The sequence below is a fragment of the Microbacterium trichothecenolyticum genome (assembly GCF_030818955.1).
In the GTDB taxonomy this organism is placed as follows: domain Bacteria; phylum Actinomycetota; class Actinomycetes; order Actinomycetales; family Microbacteriaceae; genus Microbacterium; species Microbacterium trichothecenolyticum_B.
This window is the reverse complement of record NZ_JAUTBF010000001.1, coordinates 3,221,518-3,239,811: the sequence shown is the minus strand read 5'-3', so window position 1 is coordinate 3,239,811 and position 18,294 is coordinate 3,221,518. Positions and strand designations below refer to the sequence as shown.

Annotated in this window: 17 protein-coding genes; 6 read left to right on the top strand and 11 right to left on the bottom strand. The window is 63.3% G+C overall.

The annotated features are described in order from the left end of the window. Nucleotides 1–8: 8 nt before the first annotated feature. The 10 genes from QE412_RS15250 to QE412_RS15205 all read right to left on the bottom strand — a co-directional run bounded on the left by QE412_RS15250 (nucleotide 9) and on the right by QE412_RS15205 (nucleotide 9,317). The gene (locus tag QE412_RS15250) at nucleotides 9–788 is read right to left on the bottom strand and encodes a class II aldolase/adducin family protein (protein WP_307485757.1); all 780 of its coding nucleotides are present in this window, start codon (nucleotides 786–788) and stop codon (nucleotides 9–11) included. Nucleotides 789–816: 28 nt separating this feature from the next. Further along, a complete protein-coding gene (locus tag QE412_RS15245; RefSeq protein WP_307485756.1) occupies nucleotides 817–1,401 on the bottom strand; it encodes an amino acid synthesis family protein in 585 nt (194 codons plus the stop codon). Beyond that, nucleotides 1,398–2,537, bottom strand: a complete 1,140-nt coding sequence (locus tag QE412_RS15240) for an FAD-dependent oxidoreductase (RefSeq protein ID WP_307485755.1) — start codon at nucleotides 2,535–2,537, stop codon at nucleotides 1,398–1,400. Before QE412_RS15240 ends, QE412_RS15245 begins: the two co-directional genes overlap by 4 nt. 71 nt (nucleotides 2,538–2,608) lie before the next feature. After that, a complete protein-coding gene (locus QE412_RS15235) occupies nucleotides 2,609–3,670 on the bottom strand; it encodes an ABC transporter substrate-binding protein (protein ID WP_307485754.1) in 1,062 nt (353 codons plus the stop codon). Between the two features lie 123 nt (nucleotides 3,671–3,793). Beyond that, entirely contained in the window at nucleotides 3,794–4,606 is an 813-nt protein-coding gene (locus QE412_RS15230; RefSeq protein ID WP_307485752.1) for an ABC transporter permease, read from the bottom strand. 1 nt (nucleotide 4,607) lies between these two features. Further along, nucleotides 4,608–5,393, bottom strand: coding sequence for an ABC transporter ATP-binding protein (locus QE412_RS15225; RefSeq protein ID WP_307485751.1), 786 nt, complete (start codon nucleotides 5,391–5,393; stop codon nucleotides 4,608–4,610). A 315-nt stretch (nucleotides 5,394–5,708) separates the two neighbouring features. Continuing rightward, nucleotides 5,709–5,993 carry a Dabb family protein gene (locus QE412_RS15220; RefSeq protein ID WP_307485748.1) on the bottom strand — a complete coding sequence of 95 codons (285 nt, stop codon included), beginning with the start codon at nucleotides 5,991–5,993 and terminating at the stop codon, nucleotides 5,709–5,711. Beyond that, nucleotides 5,994–6,977: a GDP-L-fucose synthase family protein gene (locus QE412_RS15215; protein ID WP_307485746.1), complete on the bottom strand. Its 984-nt coding sequence runs from the start codon at nucleotides 6,975–6,977 to the stop codon at nucleotides 5,994–5,996. After that, nucleotides 6,974–8,023 (bottom strand): GDP-mannose 4,6-dehydratase, encoded by a 1,050-nt coding sequence (gmd, locus tag QE412_RS15210; RefSeq protein ID WP_307485744.1) that lies wholly within the window; start codon nucleotides 8,021–8,023, stop codon nucleotides 6,974–6,976. The genes QE412_RS15215 and gmd overlap by 4 nt, the downstream gene beginning before the upstream one ends. A 34-nt stretch (nucleotides 8,024–8,057) precedes the next feature. Next, a complete protein-coding gene (locus QE412_RS15205) occupies nucleotides 8,058–9,317 on the bottom strand; it encodes a glycosyltransferase (RefSeq protein ID WP_307485741.1) in 1,260 nt (419 codons plus the stop codon). Nucleotides 9,318–9,398: 81 nt separating this feature from the next. On the opposite strand from QE412_RS15205, the gene QE412_RS15200 reads away from it, so the two are divergent. The 6 genes from QE412_RS15200 to QE412_RS15175 all read left to right on the top strand — a co-directional run bounded on the left by QE412_RS15200 (nucleotide 9,399) and on the right by QE412_RS15175 (nucleotide 16,812). After that, nucleotides 9,399–9,974, top strand: a complete 576-nt coding sequence (locus QE412_RS15200; protein WP_307485739.1) for an acetyltransferase — start codon at nucleotides 9,399–9,401, stop codon at nucleotides 9,972–9,974. Then, entirely contained in the window at nucleotides 9,971–11,098 is a 1,128-nt protein-coding gene (locus QE412_RS15195; RefSeq protein ID WP_307485736.1) for a glycosyltransferase, read from the top strand. The genes QE412_RS15200 and QE412_RS15195 overlap by 4 nt, the downstream gene beginning before the upstream one ends. Next, the gene (locus tag QE412_RS15190) at nucleotides 11,091–12,191 is read left to right on the top strand and encodes a glycosyltransferase family 4 protein (RefSeq protein ID WP_307485734.1); all 1,101 of its coding nucleotides are present in this window, start codon (nucleotides 11,091–11,093) and stop codon (nucleotides 12,189–12,191) included. The genes QE412_RS15195 and QE412_RS15190 overlap by 8 nt, the downstream gene beginning before the upstream one ends. Nucleotides 12,192–12,529: 338 nt before the next feature. Then, nucleotides 12,530–13,573: a glycosyltransferase gene (locus tag QE412_RS15185; protein WP_307485731.1), complete on the top strand. Its 1,044-nt coding sequence runs from the start codon at nucleotides 12,530–12,532 to the stop codon at nucleotides 13,571–13,573. A gap of 1,008 nt (nucleotides 13,574–14,581) precedes the next feature. Then, nucleotides 14,582–15,505 carry a hypothetical protein gene (locus tag QE412_RS15180; RefSeq protein ID WP_307485728.1) on the top strand — a complete coding sequence of 308 codons (924 nt, stop codon included), beginning with the start codon at nucleotides 14,582–14,584 and terminating at the stop codon, nucleotides 15,503–15,505. Next, entirely contained in the window at nucleotides 15,451–16,812 is a 1,362-nt protein-coding gene (locus QE412_RS15175; protein WP_307485725.1) for a glycosyltransferase family 4 protein, read from the top strand. Before QE412_RS15180 ends, QE412_RS15175 begins: the two co-directional genes overlap by 55 nt. A 58-nt stretch (nucleotides 16,813–16,870) precedes the next feature. Here QE412_RS15175 and QE412_RS15170 read toward each other — a convergent pair whose 3' ends face one another. Continuing rightward, on the bottom strand, nucleotides 16,871–18,163 hold the full coding sequence (locus tag QE412_RS15170; RefSeq protein ID WP_307485722.1) for a hypothetical protein: 1,293 nt from the start codon (nucleotides 18,161–18,163) through the stop codon (nucleotides 16,871–16,873). Between the last annotated feature and the right edge of the window lie 131 nt (nucleotides 18,164–18,294).

Genomic DNA, 18,294 nt, shown 5'->3' with positions numbered 1-18,294 from the left:
TCTGGTTGTCAGACGCCCGGGGGCAGGCTGATCTGCGAGATGCCGATCCCTTGCAGGGCCTCGACACGATCGAGTCGACGGTTGAAGTAAGTCCAGAAGTTGTGCTGCGCCTTCGCGGGGTAGATGCGATCGAACTTCTCCTTCGTCTCCTCCGGGTCGGGCTCGATCGGGGCGAAGCCCGAGGCACGCAGGTCGACCTGGAAACGCGCGGCCTTCTCGAGGAAGATCCCCGTCAGCGTGACCTCCGCGACCGTCGACCCGACGAACGCGATGCCGTGGTTCGCGAGCAGGAGCGCTTGCGCCGCTCCGATGTGCTGCGCGGCGGCCACACCCAGCGGCACGGTCGTGATGATGTGGCTGGTCTGCGTGAAGCGCGGAACGCCCTCGTACGCGAACCACACGCCGTGGTTGTTGTAGGGCTTCAGCGGTTCCTCGCTGGCGCCCAGCACCGTGGAGAAGTGCGCGTGGGAGTGCCCGACGAAGTTGACGTCGGGCCGCGCCTTCATGATCTCGGCGTGTAGCGGCCACTCGAGATGGCGCAGCCCGGTGCCCTCCAGCACGGCGCCGTCGAAGTCGATGAGGATGAAATCGTCCTGCTCGACCTCGCTCAGCGCGAGGTTGCCCCGCTTGAGCCAGAGTCCCCGCCCGAACGGGTCGCGGTAGGACAGGTGTCCCATCGACATGTCGCCGTGCCCCTCGAGCTCGAGGATGCGGTGGGCGCGGGCGAGATCGGCCAGGGTGGCCGCGATCGAGCCGTCTTCCAGATAGGCGGTATGGGTGTATGTCACGAGTCGTGCTCCTGTTCGGGTAGGGGTCTCAGTCGCCCGCGGCGAGCGCTTCCTGGACGGTCATGCCCCCGACCCGGGCGTTGACCCGCCCCCCGGTGGCGACGGCGGCGATGACGACCAGTTCGTCGGGGCGCGGGGCGTCGGGGAGGGCGATCGTGATCGCGTCGTAGTGCGAGCGCACGTACACCTCGTCTTTGAAAGCCAGGGGGATGTCGATCGGGCTTCCGGCCGAAGCCGTCTTCGTCACCGACGAGATCCAGGCGCGCCCTCCCCCGACGGCGTCGCGGAAGGCGTTTCCGAACACCGTGGTCACGCACGCGACCACGTGCTCCTGCTCACCGTCGAGGCCCGCGAGGCCGCCCTTGCCGTAGCTCTCGACGGGTCGTCCGCCCAGCAGGGCCACGGCCCGGCGGCCGAGCTCGGTGCCGAGGTCGGCGCTGGGTGCGGTGAGGGGCGAGAGATCCTCCACCCACCGGCCGACGAACGGGTTGGCGATGACGACGGCGACGGCCGCTTTCACGAGGGGAAGGTCGGGGTCGGGTCCACGGCGAGCGGTGCTCTCCTGTACGAAGGAGTGCCAGGCGCGGACGTCGTAGGCGGAGAAGGCGGTCATGCGTGCTGCACCTCGTGGCGTCGGGGGTCGGTGGGGTTGTAGAGCGCCGTCTCGACGACGTCGCCCGAGAACTGATTGCCGTTGGCCATCTCGCGCGTGTCGGCGTAGTGCTGGGAACGGTCCTGACAGCGATCGGTGAAGGGGCGCTCGTGCTGCTCCCAGCGCTCGAGGGCGGCAGGAAGCGCGGCGGCGTCCGAGGTCTCGTCGGCGGCGACGGCGAGCGTCCACGCGTTCTGCATCGCGCATCCGGCTCCCTGCGCCAGTGCCGGGCACATCGCATGCGCCGCGTCGCCGATGAGCGCGACCCTGCCGCGGGTCCACGACTCGACGCGCGTGGTCTGGTAGCCGTAGTACTTGCCGGGGACGGTGGCCGCCGCTTCGAGCACGGGCGCGAGTTGCGGGAAGACCGAGGTCCAAAGCTCGAGGTCGATCGGCACGCGCGATCCGGCGGCGTCGTCGGCCGGCGCCATCAGCGCGATGTAGAGCTCGTCGTCGTTCGCGGGCGTGTAGAGCACACGCAGAACCCGCGGCTCGAGGTTCCAGAAGTCGATGACGTTGTCCCACTCGGTGTCGGGCTCGAGCGCCTGCAGCTGCTCCTTGCGGCGCGGCACGAGAAAGCGGGTGATCCCGTCGCGCGATCGCTGCCGTTCCAGCGGGATGGCGAGCGAGTCGCGCACAGCCGACCCGACGCCGTCGGCGCCGATCACGACGTCTGCCGTCGCTTTCTCACCGCTGGCGAGGGTGACCTCGCCGTCGGCAGTGGCCGAGCGCACGGTGGAGCCCGCGACGATCTCGACGCCCGCCTCCCGGGCGGCGTACAGCAGCGTCGCGAACAGGTGCGGTCGGGTGAGGGTGCGCCAACTGATGCCGTCGAGGGTCTCTTGCGAGCGGATGACGTTGTTCATGCGGGTCTCGTACGCCGGCGGCGTCATCGACTTCGACATGAGATCGTGCGTCGCCCCGATGGCGTCGAGCACCTGGAGGCTGTTGTTCCAGAGCACGATTCCCGCGCCCTCGGTCCGAAGTTCGGGCGCCTTCTCGTGAACGCGCACGGACCATCCCCGCTGCGCGAGCGCGGTGGCGGCGGTCAGGCCGGCGAAGCCTGCGCCGGCGATTTCGGCATGACGAGTGGTCATGGGGTGTCTCTCTTTCTCCGCGAGTGCGATGGTCCGGGGCGGCGCGACGACCGCGCGCCGCCCCGGCCGGCTCAGTCGGTGTGTGCCTCGGCGATGAACGTGTCGTCGCGCACGTCGTCGACCGACGGTGTCGTGGTGATCTGCCCCTGGGCGGCGAGCAGATCGATGGTGGCCTTCCACTGCTCATCCGACATCGCGCCCAGGCCGTGAGCGTCGGTCGTGGGGCTCGTGAACGAGTCCGCGATGTCGGCGGCGATCTGTGCCTGGTAGAGAGCGACGTTGCCGGAGAGCTCCGGAGAGGAGGCCGCCGTGATCTCGGCCGCCTTCTCGGGGTTGTCGATCACGTACTGAAGAGATTTCGCGAATCCCTTGGCGAACTTCGCGATCGTGTCGGGGTGTTCCGAGATGAAGGCGTCCGAGGCGAAGATGCCGGTGCCGTAGGCCTCGTAGCCCCACTTCGCGCCGTCGAGCACGCTGAGCTTGTCTTCGCCTCCCGCGTGTTCGGCGAGGATGGTCAGCTCGGCATCCTTGTAGCAGGGGACGACGTCGACCTGACCCGTCAACAGGTACGACTCGTACGGCGGGTTGACCGTGAGGTACGTCAGCGCGTCTTCGGGAATGTCGTTGACGGCCAGCAGGGACTTGGTGAACAGGTACGTCGAGCCGGCTGCCTGGACGCTGATCGAGTGGCCCTTCAGGTCTTGCGGGCTCTTCAGCTGCAGCTTGTCCTTCAGCGAGCACATCGCCATGGGCGAGTACTGGTTGATGGCCGCGACCGCCTTCACCGGTACACCCTTCGAGCGGTTGAGCACGAGGGTGGGCAGGTCGGCGACGCCGATGGTGTCGGTCAGGCTCGACACCACCTGAAGCGTCTCGCCGGAGCTCTTGCCGGGCGTGATCGAGTCGACGGCGATGCCGGCGTCTTCGAAGAAGCCCATCTCTTTGCCGACGAAGAACACGGAGTGCAGGCCGCGGACTTGGAAATCGAGCTGGATCTTGACGTGGTCGAGGTCTGCCGGAGCGGCGGAGGCATCTCCGTCGGTGGCGGGAGCCCCCGCCGAGCACCCGGCGAGGCCGAGCGAACCGGCGAGCAGGGCGACCACGGCTGTGCGGTGCAGGGTCTGAATACGCATGTCTCTCCTTGAATCACACGCCGAGGTGGCCTCGGCGGGTAGGTGTGGTGGAGCGCTATCGGGTACTGCTGTTACGGCGGTGGAATTGGATGGATGCCGGAACGGTGGGACACGCGGGCGGTGTCAGTCCGCGGTGTGCGAGATGTGGGGGAAACGTCGGGCGACGACGAACTCCGCGAGGGCGATGAGGTAGTAGAACGCGAGACCGAGAAGCGACACGAGAATCAGCGCGGCGAACATCCTCGGGGTGTCCAGCTGCGTCGCCGAGAACTGGATGAGATACCCCAGGCCGTTCTGCGCACCGGCGAACTCGGCGACCACGGCGCCGATGACGGCGAGGGTGATGGCGATGCGAGCACCGGCGAAGAGGTAGGGCAGCGACGTGGGCACCTGCACCTGGAAGAGGATCTGGTTGCGTGTCGAGCCGACCGAGCGCATGAGCAGCAGTTGGTCCTCGTCGATGCGTCGCAGACCCAGCACCATGTTGAGGGTGATGGGGAAGAACGCCATGACGACGATGAGCACGAGCTTCGGGGTCAGGGTGTACCCGAACCACAGGATGAAGATCGGGGCCAGCGCGACCTTCGGCACGACCTGGAACAGCACGATGAGCGGGTAGACCGCCCGGTCGAGCCACCGGAAGCGGACGACGACGAGAGCGATCAGCATGCCGACGACGACGCTGATCAGAAAGCCCCACAGCACCTCCTGCGTCGTGATCCAGGCGGCCTGCAACAGCAGAGGGGCCGCCGAGATCATCTCGCCGGCGATCTGCGAGGGGGTGGCCAGCACGTACGGCGGCACCTTCAGGACGATGACCGCCGCCTCCCAGAGCACGAGCGCAAAGGCGACGAACAGCAGCGGAGGCCACGCCAGCGACCACGCACGTCCGGACGCGGCCGAGCGCATCCGCGGGCGTTCCATCACTCCGGTCATCTCAGGCGACCTCCTTCTTCTCGGACGGGTGCAGCAACTCGCGCAGGTGGGTGGTGTGCTCGCCGAAGACGGGGAGCGCGAACGACGCGTCCGTGCGTGGGCGGGCGACCTCGATGTCGAGCGACTCGACGACTCTCCCCGGGCCGGCGGCCATGACATGGACGACGTCGGAGAGGAAGACGGCCTCGGAGATGGAGTGCGTGACGAAGACGATCGTCTTGCCCGTCGCCGCCCAGATCCGTGCCAGGGTTTCATTCATCTGGTCGCGGGTGATGGCATCCAGGGCCCCGAAGGGCTCGTCCATCAGAAGGATCGAGGGGTCCATCGCGAGCGCGCGGGCGATCGAGACGCGCTGGGCCATTCCGCCCGACAGCTCGTGCGGGAGTCGATCGGCGGCGGCCGAGAGTCCGACCATCTCGAGGGCCTCGTCGGCCGCCGCGAGACTGGCCTTCTTGTTTCCGCGAGCGATCTGGCGCAGGTGGGCGGCGTTCTGACGCGCGGTCTTCCACGGCAGCAGCGCCGGCCGCTGAAGGACGAGACCGATCTCACGCTGGCGCACGGCGTCAGCGGCATCCACTCCCCCGATCTGCACGGTTCCGGCGGTGGGCGCCAAGATGCCGCCGAGGATCTTCAGCAACGTGCTCTTGCCGCATCCCGACGGGCCGAGCAGAGAGACGAAGCTGCCGGGGGCGATGTCGATGTCGAGGCTCTCCAGCACGGTGGTCGACTGCCCCCGGGCACGGAACGTCATCTCGACGCCCTGCGCGCGGATACCGGACGATGCCATCTGCCGCCTTCTTTCTCATAATGTGCAATAGGATTCTTGCTTTGTGATGAGAGTAGAGGTCGCACATCGACGAGATCCAGGGGCTCGCGGCTCATTTACACGCTGTTTACGGCACCGAAATCCGGGACGGCACAACGCGAAGAGGCTCCGACCGCACGAATGCGGCCGGAGCCTCTGAGAATGAAAGACGCGCCCTGTCGGCGACGACAGGGAAGCCGTCGTCCGCGTCGCGCGATCGCTCGTCGACGCGGGAGGAAGATTGTCGGATGCCTCGGGGCGGGACGGCTCAGGAACGGATGCCGAGATGCGGCGGCGTCAGCTCCGTTCCCAGTCCGCCACCCACCAGTCGCTGATTCCCGCCATACGCCCCGCGACCCGAGCATGCTCGTCGCTCTCGCGCCACTGCGCGAACGCCGCGCGGTCGACGAACGTCCCGTCCTCGACGATGACCCGCCCTTTGCGTGTATCGAGCGAGAGCGCGACGTCCCACGAGAGCACGCCCGGCTGGCCCCCGAGCGCGCGGAGCGCCGTCAGCGCCGCCGATATCTCCGGGTCCGCGACCTCGTCACGGACCCGGAACAGCACCACGTGCCGGAACATCTACTGCCGCAGTGAACCGACGTGGTCGCGGTACCAGGCCACGGTGCGTTCCATGCCCTCTTCGAGGGAGATCTTCGCGGTCCAGCCCGCCTCCGCCAGCTTCGACACGTCGAGCAGCTTCTGCGGCGTGCCGTCGGGCTTCGAGGTGTCCCATTCGGTCTCGCCCTCGAACCCGGTGACGCGCGCGATGGTCTCGGCGATCTCGCGAATGGTCACGTCGGAGCCCGTGCCGACGTTGACCTGGTCGGGTCCGTCGTAGTGCTCCATGAGGTGCAGGCACGCATCGGCCATGTCGTCGGCGTGGAGGAACTCGCGACGCGGGGTTCCCGTGCCCCAGTTCGTGACGCTCGGCGCTCCCGACGCCGCCGCCTCGTCGTAACGACGGATCAACGCCGGCAACACGTGCGAGCCCTGCGGCGAGAAGTTGTCGTTCGGGCCGTAGAGGTTGGTCGGCATGGCGCTGATCCACGGGAGTCCGTACTGGCGACGAACGGCCTGGGTCTGCAGGATGCCGGCGATCTTGGCGATCGCGTATGCGTCGTTCGTCGGCTCGAGGTGACCGGTGAGCAGCGAGTCCTCGCGGATGGGCTGTTCGGCGAACTTCGGGTAGATGCACGACGAGCCGAGGAACAGCACGCGTTCCACGTCGTTGGCGAGAGCGGCATCCAGAACGTTGACTTGGATGCGCATGTTGTCGCTGAGGAAGTCGACCGGGTAGGTCGAGTTCGCCAGGATGCCACCGACCTTCGCCGCAGCCAGCACCACGTACTTGGGCTTGGTCTCGCCCACGTAGGCGAACACGGCGTCGCGATCTTTCAGGTCGAGCTCGGCAGACGTCTTGCCGACGATGTTGTCGAAGCCCGACGCTTGGAGCTTGCGCACGATGGCCGAGCCGACGAGCCCGCGGTGCCCGGCGACGTAGAACGTCGCGTCGCGGTCGAGCTCGTGCGGCGTGTATTCGACGCCGTCGACGGCGGTCGTCACGCGCGGGCTCCAACGAGGTCGGCGTTGGTCCACGTCGGCAGCTGCACCGTATCGATCCAGTCGGCGCCCTTCTCGAGGGCGGTGATGTCGGCGTCGACCATGAGCTTCGCGAGCTGCTCTCCGTTGACCGAGGGCACCCATCCGAGCTTGTCGGCGGCCTTGCTCGGGTCTCCGATGAGGGCGTCGACCTCGGTGGGGCGCAGGTAGCGCTCGTCGAATTTCACGAACTCCTGCCAGTCGAGTCCGGCGTGACCGAACGACGTCTCGAGGAACTCACGGATCGTGTAGCCGACACCGGTCGCCAGCACGAAGTCCTCGGGGGTGTCGGCCTGCAGCATGCGCCACATGCCCTCGACGTACTCGGCGGCGTAGCCCCAGTCGCGGATCGAGTCGAGATTGCCGAGGTAGAGGTTCTTCTCGAGGCCGGCCTTGATGCGGGCCACCGAGCGCGTGATCTTGCGGGTCACGAAGGTCTCACCGCGGCGCGGGGACTCGTGGTTGAACAGGATGCCGTTGACCGCGAACATGTCGTATGCCTCGCGGTAGTTCTTGGTGATCCAGTAGCTGTAGAGCTTGGCCGCGGCGTACGGGGAGCGCGGGTAGAACGGCGTCTCTTCGTTCTGGGGCGGCGGCGTCGCTCCGTAGAGCTCCGACGTGGAGGCTTGGTAGTACTTCGTGTCGATCCCCGACAGGCGCACCGCCTCGAGGAGTCGGATGGTGCCCGTGCCGGTGGTGTCGGCGGTGTGCTCGGGCTCGTCGAACGACACGCGCACGTGGGATTGCGCTGCGAGGTTGTAGACCTCGTCGGGGTTGATCTCCGCCACCAAGGTGGTCAGACGCGTGCCGTCGGAGAGATCGGCGTAGTGCAGGAAGAGCTTCGCCTCGGGGTCGTGCGGGTCGACGTAGAGGTGGTCGATGCGGTGGGTGTTGAAGGTCGAGGCGCGGCGGATGATGCCGTGCACCTCGTAGCCCTTGGCGAGAAGAAGCTCGGCGAGGTAGGAGCCGTCTTGTCCGGTGATGCCCGTAATGAGAGCGCGTTTAGTCACGTAGTTTCTACCGTTCAGAAAATGAGAAGAAAGGTCACCCAGGAGTCTTCACGGCGGCGGCCACACCGGTCAGTTCCGCGAGCAGACTATCGAATCGTTCGATCGCGAATGTTTCGTTCAACACGGTCTCTCTGTAACGTTTGCCGTTCTCGCCGAGCCGTGCACCTTCTTCGGGGTCGGCAGCGAGAGCTCTGGCGCCTTCGAGAATGGCCTCGGGATCACCCGCAGCGACGACGATCCCCGCGTCGGCGTTACGCACCTCTTGCGCCGTGATACCGAGGGCATCGGTCGCCGCGAGCACGGGGCGACCCGAGGCGAAATATGACGTCAGCTTGCTGGGCACGGACATCTCGGCAACGCCCGGCAGCTCGTTCACGAGAAGTGCGTCAGCGGCTTGAAGGATGGCACCGAACGCGGCGTCGTCGAGCGGCGGCAGCATTTCCGTGGTCGTGGGCTCCTGTGCGATGCGCTCCTTCAGCGAGTCGCGCTGTGAGCCTTTGCCGACGAGCACGAAACGAACGCGCTCACCGCGTCGATGGGCGAGGCGGCCCGCGTCGACGATGTGGTGAAGGCCCTGCTTTCCGCCCATGTTGCCGGTGTGCACGATCACTGTCTCGTCGGCGGCCCAGCCGTACGACTCGCGCACAGCGGCAACATCGATGGCAGGAAGGGGCGGCAAGTGCGTCCAGTTACGAATGACGGCGATCCGCGTCAGCGGCACCTCGAAATCGACGTTGATGCGATCGGCGAACCGGTCGTGAATCACCACGACCATCGACGCGGAGCGCAGCAACCACCGCTCGATCGAGCAAATGACGCGCGCTGAGACCCCACCACCACGCCCCATCTCGGTCATGCCCACGCCGTAGAGATCCTGCACCCAGACGACGAAGGGAGTCTTGCGATGCGTGATCAGCGATCGAAGCCGCACGAAAGCAGACGAGATGAGCGCCGGCGAGACGGCGACGATCGCTGTGGGTCGGCCCCACCGCGTGAGCATCTGACGAGCCCCGAAGGATGCTTCCGAGGCTGCTCGCGGGAGCGCGGAGGGATCCGCCGGAACGAAGTGCAGGAGGCGCTCGACGTCAACACCGCGGAGATGTTCGCGGTGTGACCAGCGCCCGTAACCCGGCGCGATCTTCCAGTCAGGATAATGAGGATGCGCGGTCACCGCACGCACCCGATGCCCGCTGCGGGAGAGCCCTTCAGCCATGCCACCGGTGTACGGGGAAATTCCCGTAGTCTCCGGAGGGTAGTTCAGCCCGAAAACTAATGTTTGTGGGGGTTGCTGCACACTGCTGAGACTACCCCCGCGCGATTACGTCACCGTTACGAGGAACGCGCATTAAGCCATCGTTACGAGGAAGAGGAGATCGTGAGCGACATTCCGGTTATTGACTTATCTCGGGCGCCCGGAGAGCGAGCGGCATGGGGTCGCCCCACGTGGCAGGTCTACCTCTGGGCTGTCTGCGAACTGCTCGTCGTGACGAATCCGTGGCAGATCAGTTCGAGTCTGCGGGTGCGCGTTTTGCGGGCATTCGGAGCACAGATCGGCCGTGGCGTCGTCTTTCGGCCGCGTACGCGCGTCAAGTTCCCCTGGAAACTGCATATCGGTGATCGCTCCTGGGTCGGCGAAGGGGTTTGGTTCCACAACCAGGACCACGTGTACGTCGGCGACGACGTCGTGATCTCGCAAGAGACGTTCCTCACGACTGGCAGCCATGCGCATCGTCGCGACATGGCGCTCATCACCCGCCCCATCCACATCGAGGCGGGGGCGTGGGTGACGTCGAGATGCGTCGTGCTAGGCGGAAGCCGAGTGGGCCGTAGTGCGCTCATCCGGCCGCTGAGCCTCGTGGACGGATGCACCGTGCCCGACGGGGAGGTCTGGGGCGGGAATCCCATCGTCGCGCTCGGCCCGCGCTTCCCGCAGGAGGCGGTGGACGAGTGAAGATCGCACACGTCGTCACATACAGCTCGTCGGACGGGGCCTTCGGGGGGCCGACTCGGGTCGCCTTTGCACAGGCGAAAGCGCTGGCCGACAAAGGGCACGACGTCACCGTTTACGCCGGCTCTCCTCGCGACGAGGTGGTCGACGCCGCGCAAGACGGATATCGACTGCGAACTTTTCCCGTGCGGCGCCTCGCCCCCTTCGGCGGTTTCGCCACGCTGTGGCCCGATGGCATGCGCCGCGTGCTCGCCCGTGATCTCGCCTCGACGGATGTCGCCCACATTCACCTGGCTCGCGACATGACCACGCTCCCCGCAGCCGTTCTCGCGGGAGCACGCGGCGTTCCCTACGTCGTCCAGACGCACGGCATGGTCGACGCGTCCGACCGCCTGCTGGCCAAGGTCCTCGACCTCGCCGCGACGCGCCGGGTCTTGCGTCGTGCTCGCGCGTGGCTCGTTCTCACCGACGATGAACGGTCCGATCTTTCCGCCCTCGCTCGCAGTGAACGTGTCGTCGCCATCGCGAACGGCGTCGAACCGGCACCGATGCCGGCATATGACGGACGGCCCGACGAGGTGGTTTTTCTCGCTCGACTGCACGAGCGCAAGCGACCCCTCGTCTTCGTGGAGATGGCCCGAGCACTGTCGGAACGGCTTCCCACCACGACATTCCGCATCTTCGGTCCCGACGAGGGAGAGGGCGAGAAGGTCACCGCCGCCATCGCCGCGTCGGGGATGGGCGAACGTCTGACGTGGGCAGGGGCACTCCCGCCCGCCGAGACGGCCCAGGCCCTGGCGGCAGCTCGGGTATACGTCCTCCCCTCCGTCAACGAGGTGTTCCCGATGTCTATCCTCGAAGCCTTCAACGCGGGCACCCCCGTCGTGACCACGGCATCACTCGGGATTGCTGAGACGTGCGAGCGGTACGACGCAGCGATCGTCACCGACGGATCCGCGGCGGCGATGGCAGACGCCGTGCACCTCATCTATTCGTCGCCCATGCGCGCACAGGAACTTCGCGAGGGTGCTGAGCGCTACGTGAGCAGCGAGCTCGACATCGCAGCGGTCGCAGCCACCCTCGAGAACGAATACGTCCTCGCCACCCGAGGAGGGAAAGATGGATGAGCTCTCGATCGTTCAGCCCTACGTTCCTCGTTACCGGGTGCCCTTCTTCGACGGTCTCGCCGATGCGCTCCATGCCGACGGTGTAAGGCTTCGTGTCATTGCCGGCTCGCCGACCGGAGCTCAGGCTGAACGCCAGGACGCGGCGTCCGCCCCGTGGCTCGAAACCGTCGAATCCCGAGTACTCGCGGTAGGACGCCGTCACTTGTCTCTCACCTCCTCGCGCAAGCTGTGGCGCGGGTCCGACGCCGTCATCGTGCCCTATCAGGGCACCTCGCTCGACGCGTTGTCGGCCCTCCTCCGACGCAACGACCGCAAGGTGGGCGTCTGGGGCCACATCGCGTCGTACACCTCCCCGCTCAACGCTCTCGACGGCGCCATCGAACGCTGGCAACTGCGCCGAGCCGACCACGTCTTCGCGTACATGCCGAGCGGTGCCGCCTTCGCCCGCAGAGCCGGCGTCACGCCCGATCGCATCACGACGACGATGAACAGCATCGACTCCGCCGAACTCGAACGCGAGGTTGCAGCCCTGACAGGCACCACGGCCCGGCAAAAGCTTCGTGAACGGGGGGTTCCTGACGGCCCCTACCTGGCGTACGTGGGCGGGCTCGACGAAAGCAAGAGAATCTCGTTCCTCGCACATGCGCTCGACATCGTGCGCGAGCGCGGTTCAGACGTCCATGTCGTCGTCCTGGGGCTCGGCGGCCAAGCCGGGGTACTCGATCGAGCTGCGTCCCGGGGACAGGTGAGCATGCTCGGATACGGCGCCGCCGCCGACAAGGCCGCGGTGCTGGTCGGTGCGGAGGCCGTCGTGAATCCCGGGCGAGTCGGCCTCATCGCTGTCGACTGCCTCGCGGCGCGCACTCCCCTCATCACGACCGACTGGCCCTGGCACGCTCCCGAGCTGGAATACCTCATCGAGGGCGAACAGGTGCAGATCACGGCCGACGATCCACTCGCCTTCGCCGACGCCATGATCGCCGCCTCCGCGGGGGCTCTCGAGCACCCCGACACCAGCTGGCCTCCCGCGCCGAGTATCGATGGCATGGTCACCAACTTCCGCACGGGAGTCCGACACATGCTTGCTCTTTAAAGACACGTGCTCCGCGATTTGACGATACGTCCGCCACGAGCATTCGAAAACATCACCAACGACGCTCGGCCGATCGATCAGTTCGCCTAATGGACGCGGCGCGCACGACATAGACAAAAATCGCAGTACACTTTCGTCAGGTCCTTGACGTAGTGGGCTCGAAAATCCAGCAGCACTCCGGGTTAGTGCGTTGGCGAGACATCACCCGATGTCCGCTCGAGCGACCGAGCCCCTCTCGCGCCCGTCAGGGTTGAGCAGGAGAGCACATGTCGTCGTCCACGACTAGGCCTACTAGAATTCTCTGGATCACAAACAACGCTGCTCCGTACCGCGTTCCCGTGTGGGAAGCGCTCGCGGAGCGCGCCGAACTCAAGATCAGGCTGTTGCAGCCCGACGAAACCCTTCTTGCGGAAGCTCGACGCTCCGCAGAGTGGACCGCGGTGCGCGCTCGTTCCAGCGGTCTCGACATCGGGCATCTTCGAACCTGTTCCGTCGGTCGCGGCGAGCGCCAGTACTACGCGCTGCGTGAGTCGGCCCGCGATCTTGTGGCATCGACCGATGCTGTACTCCTCGGCGCGTGGGAATCGCCAGCGTGCTGGCAAGTATCTCTAGCGGCGAAACGCAACGGCGTCCGTCGTGTCGGCTTCTATGAGTCGACGCGGATGTCCCAGCACCATCAGTCCGGAGCAATCGCTCGCGCTCGAAGTCGCTTCTTCCGGAGCATGGATGCGGTCGTCGTGCCGGGTGTCGCGGCGGCAGATGCCCTGCGGACTCTCGGAGTCCGCCCCGACAGAATCATTGAAGGGTTCAACGCGGTAGATGTCGACCGCTTCGCGGCCGTTGCCCGCCGCGCCCCCCTCGGCAGCGGCCACCGCTTCATCTACATTGGACAACTCATCACACGAAAGAACGTGGACGGGCTCATCCGTGCCTTCGCGCGATGCGCTGCACCTGGAGATAGCCTGACTGTCGTGGGCGCCGGTGACAGGCGCGCAGACTTAGAGTCACTCGCCAGAAAAGAGGATCAGACAGGATCGATCCGCTTCACGGGCAACGTTGCATACCAGGACCTTCCATCGCTCCTGGCAGCCCACCACACCCTCGTCCTCCCCTCCCACGAAGAAGTATGGGGCCTCGTGATCAACGAGGCTCTCGCGGCAGGACGGCACGTGGTCGTCAGCGACCGCGCGGGCGTCGCCCTCAGCGTGCGTGACATGCCCGGCGTGTTCGTAGCGAAAACGGATGCGCCAAGTCTGGCCACAAGCCTCGCCCTGGCGAAAGAAGCGTGGCGAGGACCGATCTCTTCACCACAAATACTGAAGCACACTCCTGCTAAATTTGCTGGAACGTTTCTCGTCGCACTCCAGGCGAATCCGCAATGAGAGAACCGCTGATAAGCGACCAGTGATCGGCGACGGGCCCGTTCGGTCCACCACTGCCCTCACACGCACAGCCCCCTCAGAGGCCTACCTGCATCAAGTGACGGGTAAGCAGTTCCACGTTCGCCCAGCGGGCGAAGCCCGCGAACGTAAAACCTTGTACTTCTCTGCGATAGCGTTTACGTGAGGTACAGAACTACCGAAAGATGCACGCACGCGCAGCTCGAGCTATCGCGTAATTGGCGCCTCCTCAGCACAAACCGTCGGCTGTATACCCCGCTCGCACAACAGGTACTGCGCATGGCAGGTAATCCGGGTGCCAATCGCCGCGAACTGCAGCTTTGGGAGTATGTACGAAAGCACCTATCCATGTCACGGGCGCACGGTTCATACACCCCATCGAGAATACTTGACAGAGAGCACCACGTTTCACACACAAGCCGCGCGAGCGATTCCCATGGTATGATCCGCGAGTAGATGTTTGCGTCAACTTACCGACATTGTCTCCATTTCGACGCCCAAGTTCTTCGGGTTCCCCGAAGACAAGTTAGACAGACCCAGCTTTACACTCTTCGAAAAACAATGCACTGAACGAATGTAATATCTGCTACCCCTCAAAGCGCTATCGGCACCAGTGATCCTCAGAGCAAAGGTTTCACGATCCCGAAATTCTTCACAGAAAAGGTCGCGTGCATGAGTATGAGGCACCGCCTCTCCGAATTACCCAAAAGACCGAGCTTCTGGATCGCAGTTGATAGCTCGCTGACCGCGGCGACAAATTCAGCCCTCCTCATCGCCGGGTCTCGCTTGTTAGGACCGAGCAGCCTCGTGCCGCTCGCGATGCTTCAACTATTCGCATCGAGTGCCATCCTTGTGCAACGAGCGACATTGCTCGCCCCCGCTTTAGCGGCCCGCCGAGAACTGGGCGTTCCCGCCTCAATGCCGGGTAGATGGGCTTGGGTCTCCATCCCCGCTTTCGCGGCTCCAGTGATCGCTACCTGTCCTTTCGTAATGGGGGCAAGCGAAAACTGGCTGACGGTAGCGCTTATTACCACATTCTTCGTCATCTCCAGCCTTGGAATGGACTTCGTAAGATACTTCTATATTTCTCGAGACAGCCCGCAATTCTCCGTCGTGATGGATGGATTTTTCATATTCACCCTCGCGCCCACAAGTATCCTTATCGCATTTCAGCCCTCATGGATAGCGTTTGCAATAGGCTGGTCCACAAGCGCATCCATCGCCGCTGCCGGGACTGCGTTGATACTAAGGCGCAAAACACCATCGTTCGCAAGGCAAGTTCCGCTGAGAGGAACCATAAAATTGGGCCGATGGAGCGGCCTCGATAATCTCATGTCGGTCATCGCAAATCTTGTGCCAATGGCTATAGCCACCCTGACTTTGACGACCCCTCTCGCCGCGATCTATCGTGTTCTACAGACGGCCTTGGGCCCCCTCAACATAGTCAACACATCGCTTATTGCTTCCTTCAGCCTTGGCAGTTGGAGACTATCCTCGATTGAGGGAATAGAAAACCTACGTGGGCAGGTGAGGCGAGGAGTTCGTGTCCTTCTGCTCGCTACCGTCATCTATGTTGGCATCGCATTCGCCGCAATAATGTTTCTCGCCGAACTGCCCTGGTCCTCTTCCGCTCGGGTCGTCGCAATACTTTCAATTGCCGCGCTTTTCGGGGCGTGGACAAGCCCCATCGCGGCCGCATCATCCGCCTTGGGATATCAAATTATCGGCGTTTACATACGAATCGCGGTGGTGGCCTTCTCCCTATCGGTGAGCTGGGCCGTTGCGATCGGATTGCCCGTTCCTCTCGATGACCCAATCGGAGCCGTTGCGATCGCTTCGTCCGCACTTGGGCTTATCGGATGGGGCTTCGGTTACATCATCGCGCTACGCAGAGAGAAAAGGCTACTGGGATGAGTGCTAACAATGAAGCTCTGCTCGACTCGATCGCGGGCAACGGCAGATCAGTCGTTCTAAATTCTGGTACGCACCCGGAACCTGTGTATTGGGCGTCGGCGATCCAGCGCCTACGCGGCCGGTGCGACTACCTCACATCGACCACTTGGCATTCCGACGCGCTCATCATGAGGGCCGCGAAGGCAGCTGGAAGCCTGCACAGAAGCACCTCCGAAACCCTGCTCAGGCGCCAACTTCCGACTGATATCGCTCGATTCCGCGTCATCGGGAAAGCCAGGGTCCAGGCACTTCGCGAGCATCTTCCTTTGGGAGCGCAAGGGGCAACCGAGGATCAGATCGAGATGCGGATGCAGCGCTTTCGTTCTGCATCCGAGAAGTGGGTCACCCGACACCGGCCAGATGTCGTTGTCGGACAATACACGTCCGCCTTGGGGGCATTCCGTGCCGCACACGACTCGTATCGAGTTCTCCTGTATCCGATTGCTCATCATGATTGGATGAAGAATTTCTTATCCGAGGAAGCCCTTCTCAACCCTGAATGGGCGCGCTTCTTACAAGGACATGACTTGACCGCTCAGCGCCGCGATGTCCTCGAGGAGGAAATATCCCTGGCCGACAAGATTATTGTCCCTAGCTCATTCGCCAAGAGAACTTTCATCGAAAGTGGAGTTTCCGCAGCTCGAGTAGAGGTGATGAGCCTTGGCGCGGACCCAGGATTGTTAGATGAGGCTGAGATGCGAGATAGTTTTTCCAAGAAAAATAATCGCTCCGGCCCAATTCGCGTGATCTTTGCAGGGCAGGTGAATCAACGTAAAGGAATATTCTACCTTCTCGACGCGATTCGAGAACTGGGCCCGAAGGTTGCAGGCCTGACCATTGCCGGGCCGATATCAAGCGAGACGAGAACTTTTATCGAGAAGAAGTATTCAAATACAGAGTTCTTTGGCCCCATGCCACGTCACAAACTTGCACGCCTGATGGCATCGGCGGATGTTCTAGCCCTACCAAGTCTCGCCGAGGGGTTTGGGCTGGTTGCGATTGAAGCCATGCAGTCGGGCACCCCAGTTATCCTCTCCGATAGAACATTTGGTAGTGACATAGTCGCGCACGACCGAGACGGCTGGATAGTGCAAGCCGGCTCATCAGTAGAGATAGCGCAGGTGATATCCAGGATTTATGATGATCGATCAATAGCGCTGAGGGTCGGGCACCACGCTACTAGGACAGCGAGTAAGTACACTTGGCAATCGTATGAGGTCCGCGTCTCATCCTTCATCGATGATCTAGCGCGAGATAGTGCTGCGTAGGCGTCGTACTCGCTACAGTCGGCGCTTGTTTGCTAGCTTCACGACTGAAGAATGTTCCTCAAGTCAGTCGAGCGTCGGCGATCCCTTTAGGACCTTCATCCCTGCGTCGCGACTCGCGATCACTTACTAGATGCACAATCAAGGCAATGACGCCTGCATATACAAGCATCCGCGTAGAGGATCGCAAGTTGTACTGCAGAGACGTCACAGCATACAAGGCACTCAAGACCACAAGCCCCAGCCCCACAAAGCTGTATCGCGTTCGCAGCCACTGTCCTACCGCGCGCTCAAGAATACCCAGAGTTAGTCCGATGACCAACCAAAAGAGGATAGATACACCCGCTCCATGATTCCAGACTTCACCAATAGTTGAGTATGGGGTTATTTGATTGAGGCCGAGATTCTGCGTAATACCGTAAAATCCCGCAACCTCCCCGGGTAGTGGATTGATGCTGATCCAGAAATATTCCATGGGAATAGGCGGAGTCTGAAACACGGTTGCACCCGTTATAGGAAACGCCACGATCACATTATTCAGAGTGGCTAACCAGTCAATCTGAGCGATGTTGAAAGTTCCCAGTTGGGCGACATATGGCAAAAGACCATGCAACGACGAGGACCTCAAGTACAGAGGCAGCGGGAGAAGGACGCCGGCAACAGCGAGACCAGTAGCGAGATACTTACCCCCCTTTCTTGGCCTCGCCAAGATTGCGCCGAAAGCAACTGCCACGGGCAGCATCGCGAGCCGCCGCGAGCCTAATGAAAATAGAGCCACCCCGCACACGACCGCTAGACACAGTGCCGTCACTCGAAGTGCCCTGGTGCCGGAGATGGACACGAAGCCGAACACGGCGCCTGAAGCGAGCGCTAATTGCTGCGCCACGCTAAACGCGCCCCCACCCTCTCCTGTCAGGTAGCTGCTCCGATAGAAGATACCAAGCCCGATCGGTGCAACCAGCATGACTATCGGGATCGCCGCTAGAGCAAGGGCAGCAACCTGCGCCGACCCGGAGAGATCCAACGGGCGAGGCTGAACTCTCACCGTACGAACATTTGGGATATATATACTCGCGAGCGCACCGATCAAAATTAGCCACGATGTCGTGCCGAAAATCAGGCCGGTTTCCAAATTCTGCCGCGCCGTCAACTGAACGATAATGCTGACACCGCCAGCATATGTCGTGTATGGGGATATCAAAAATCCCAAAACGCCAACTATGGCGAAGATCGAGACCACGATAATGACAGGCGACAAAGCAACAATTTGGAAAGCACCTCGCAACACCCATATTAATATGAGTGGCCCCACCAAGTACAAGACGACAGCAAACTGAACAACCCAATCGGTCATCAAAAACCTTCGCAATCTAAGAGAGTTGAGATGGCCCAAAGAGGCTCAAATGCCCAGGAATGCCATCGACTCAAAACGTGGCGACCGAAAAATTGTACGAGCGGCTGAGGGGGCAGCCAAGGCGCATTCCG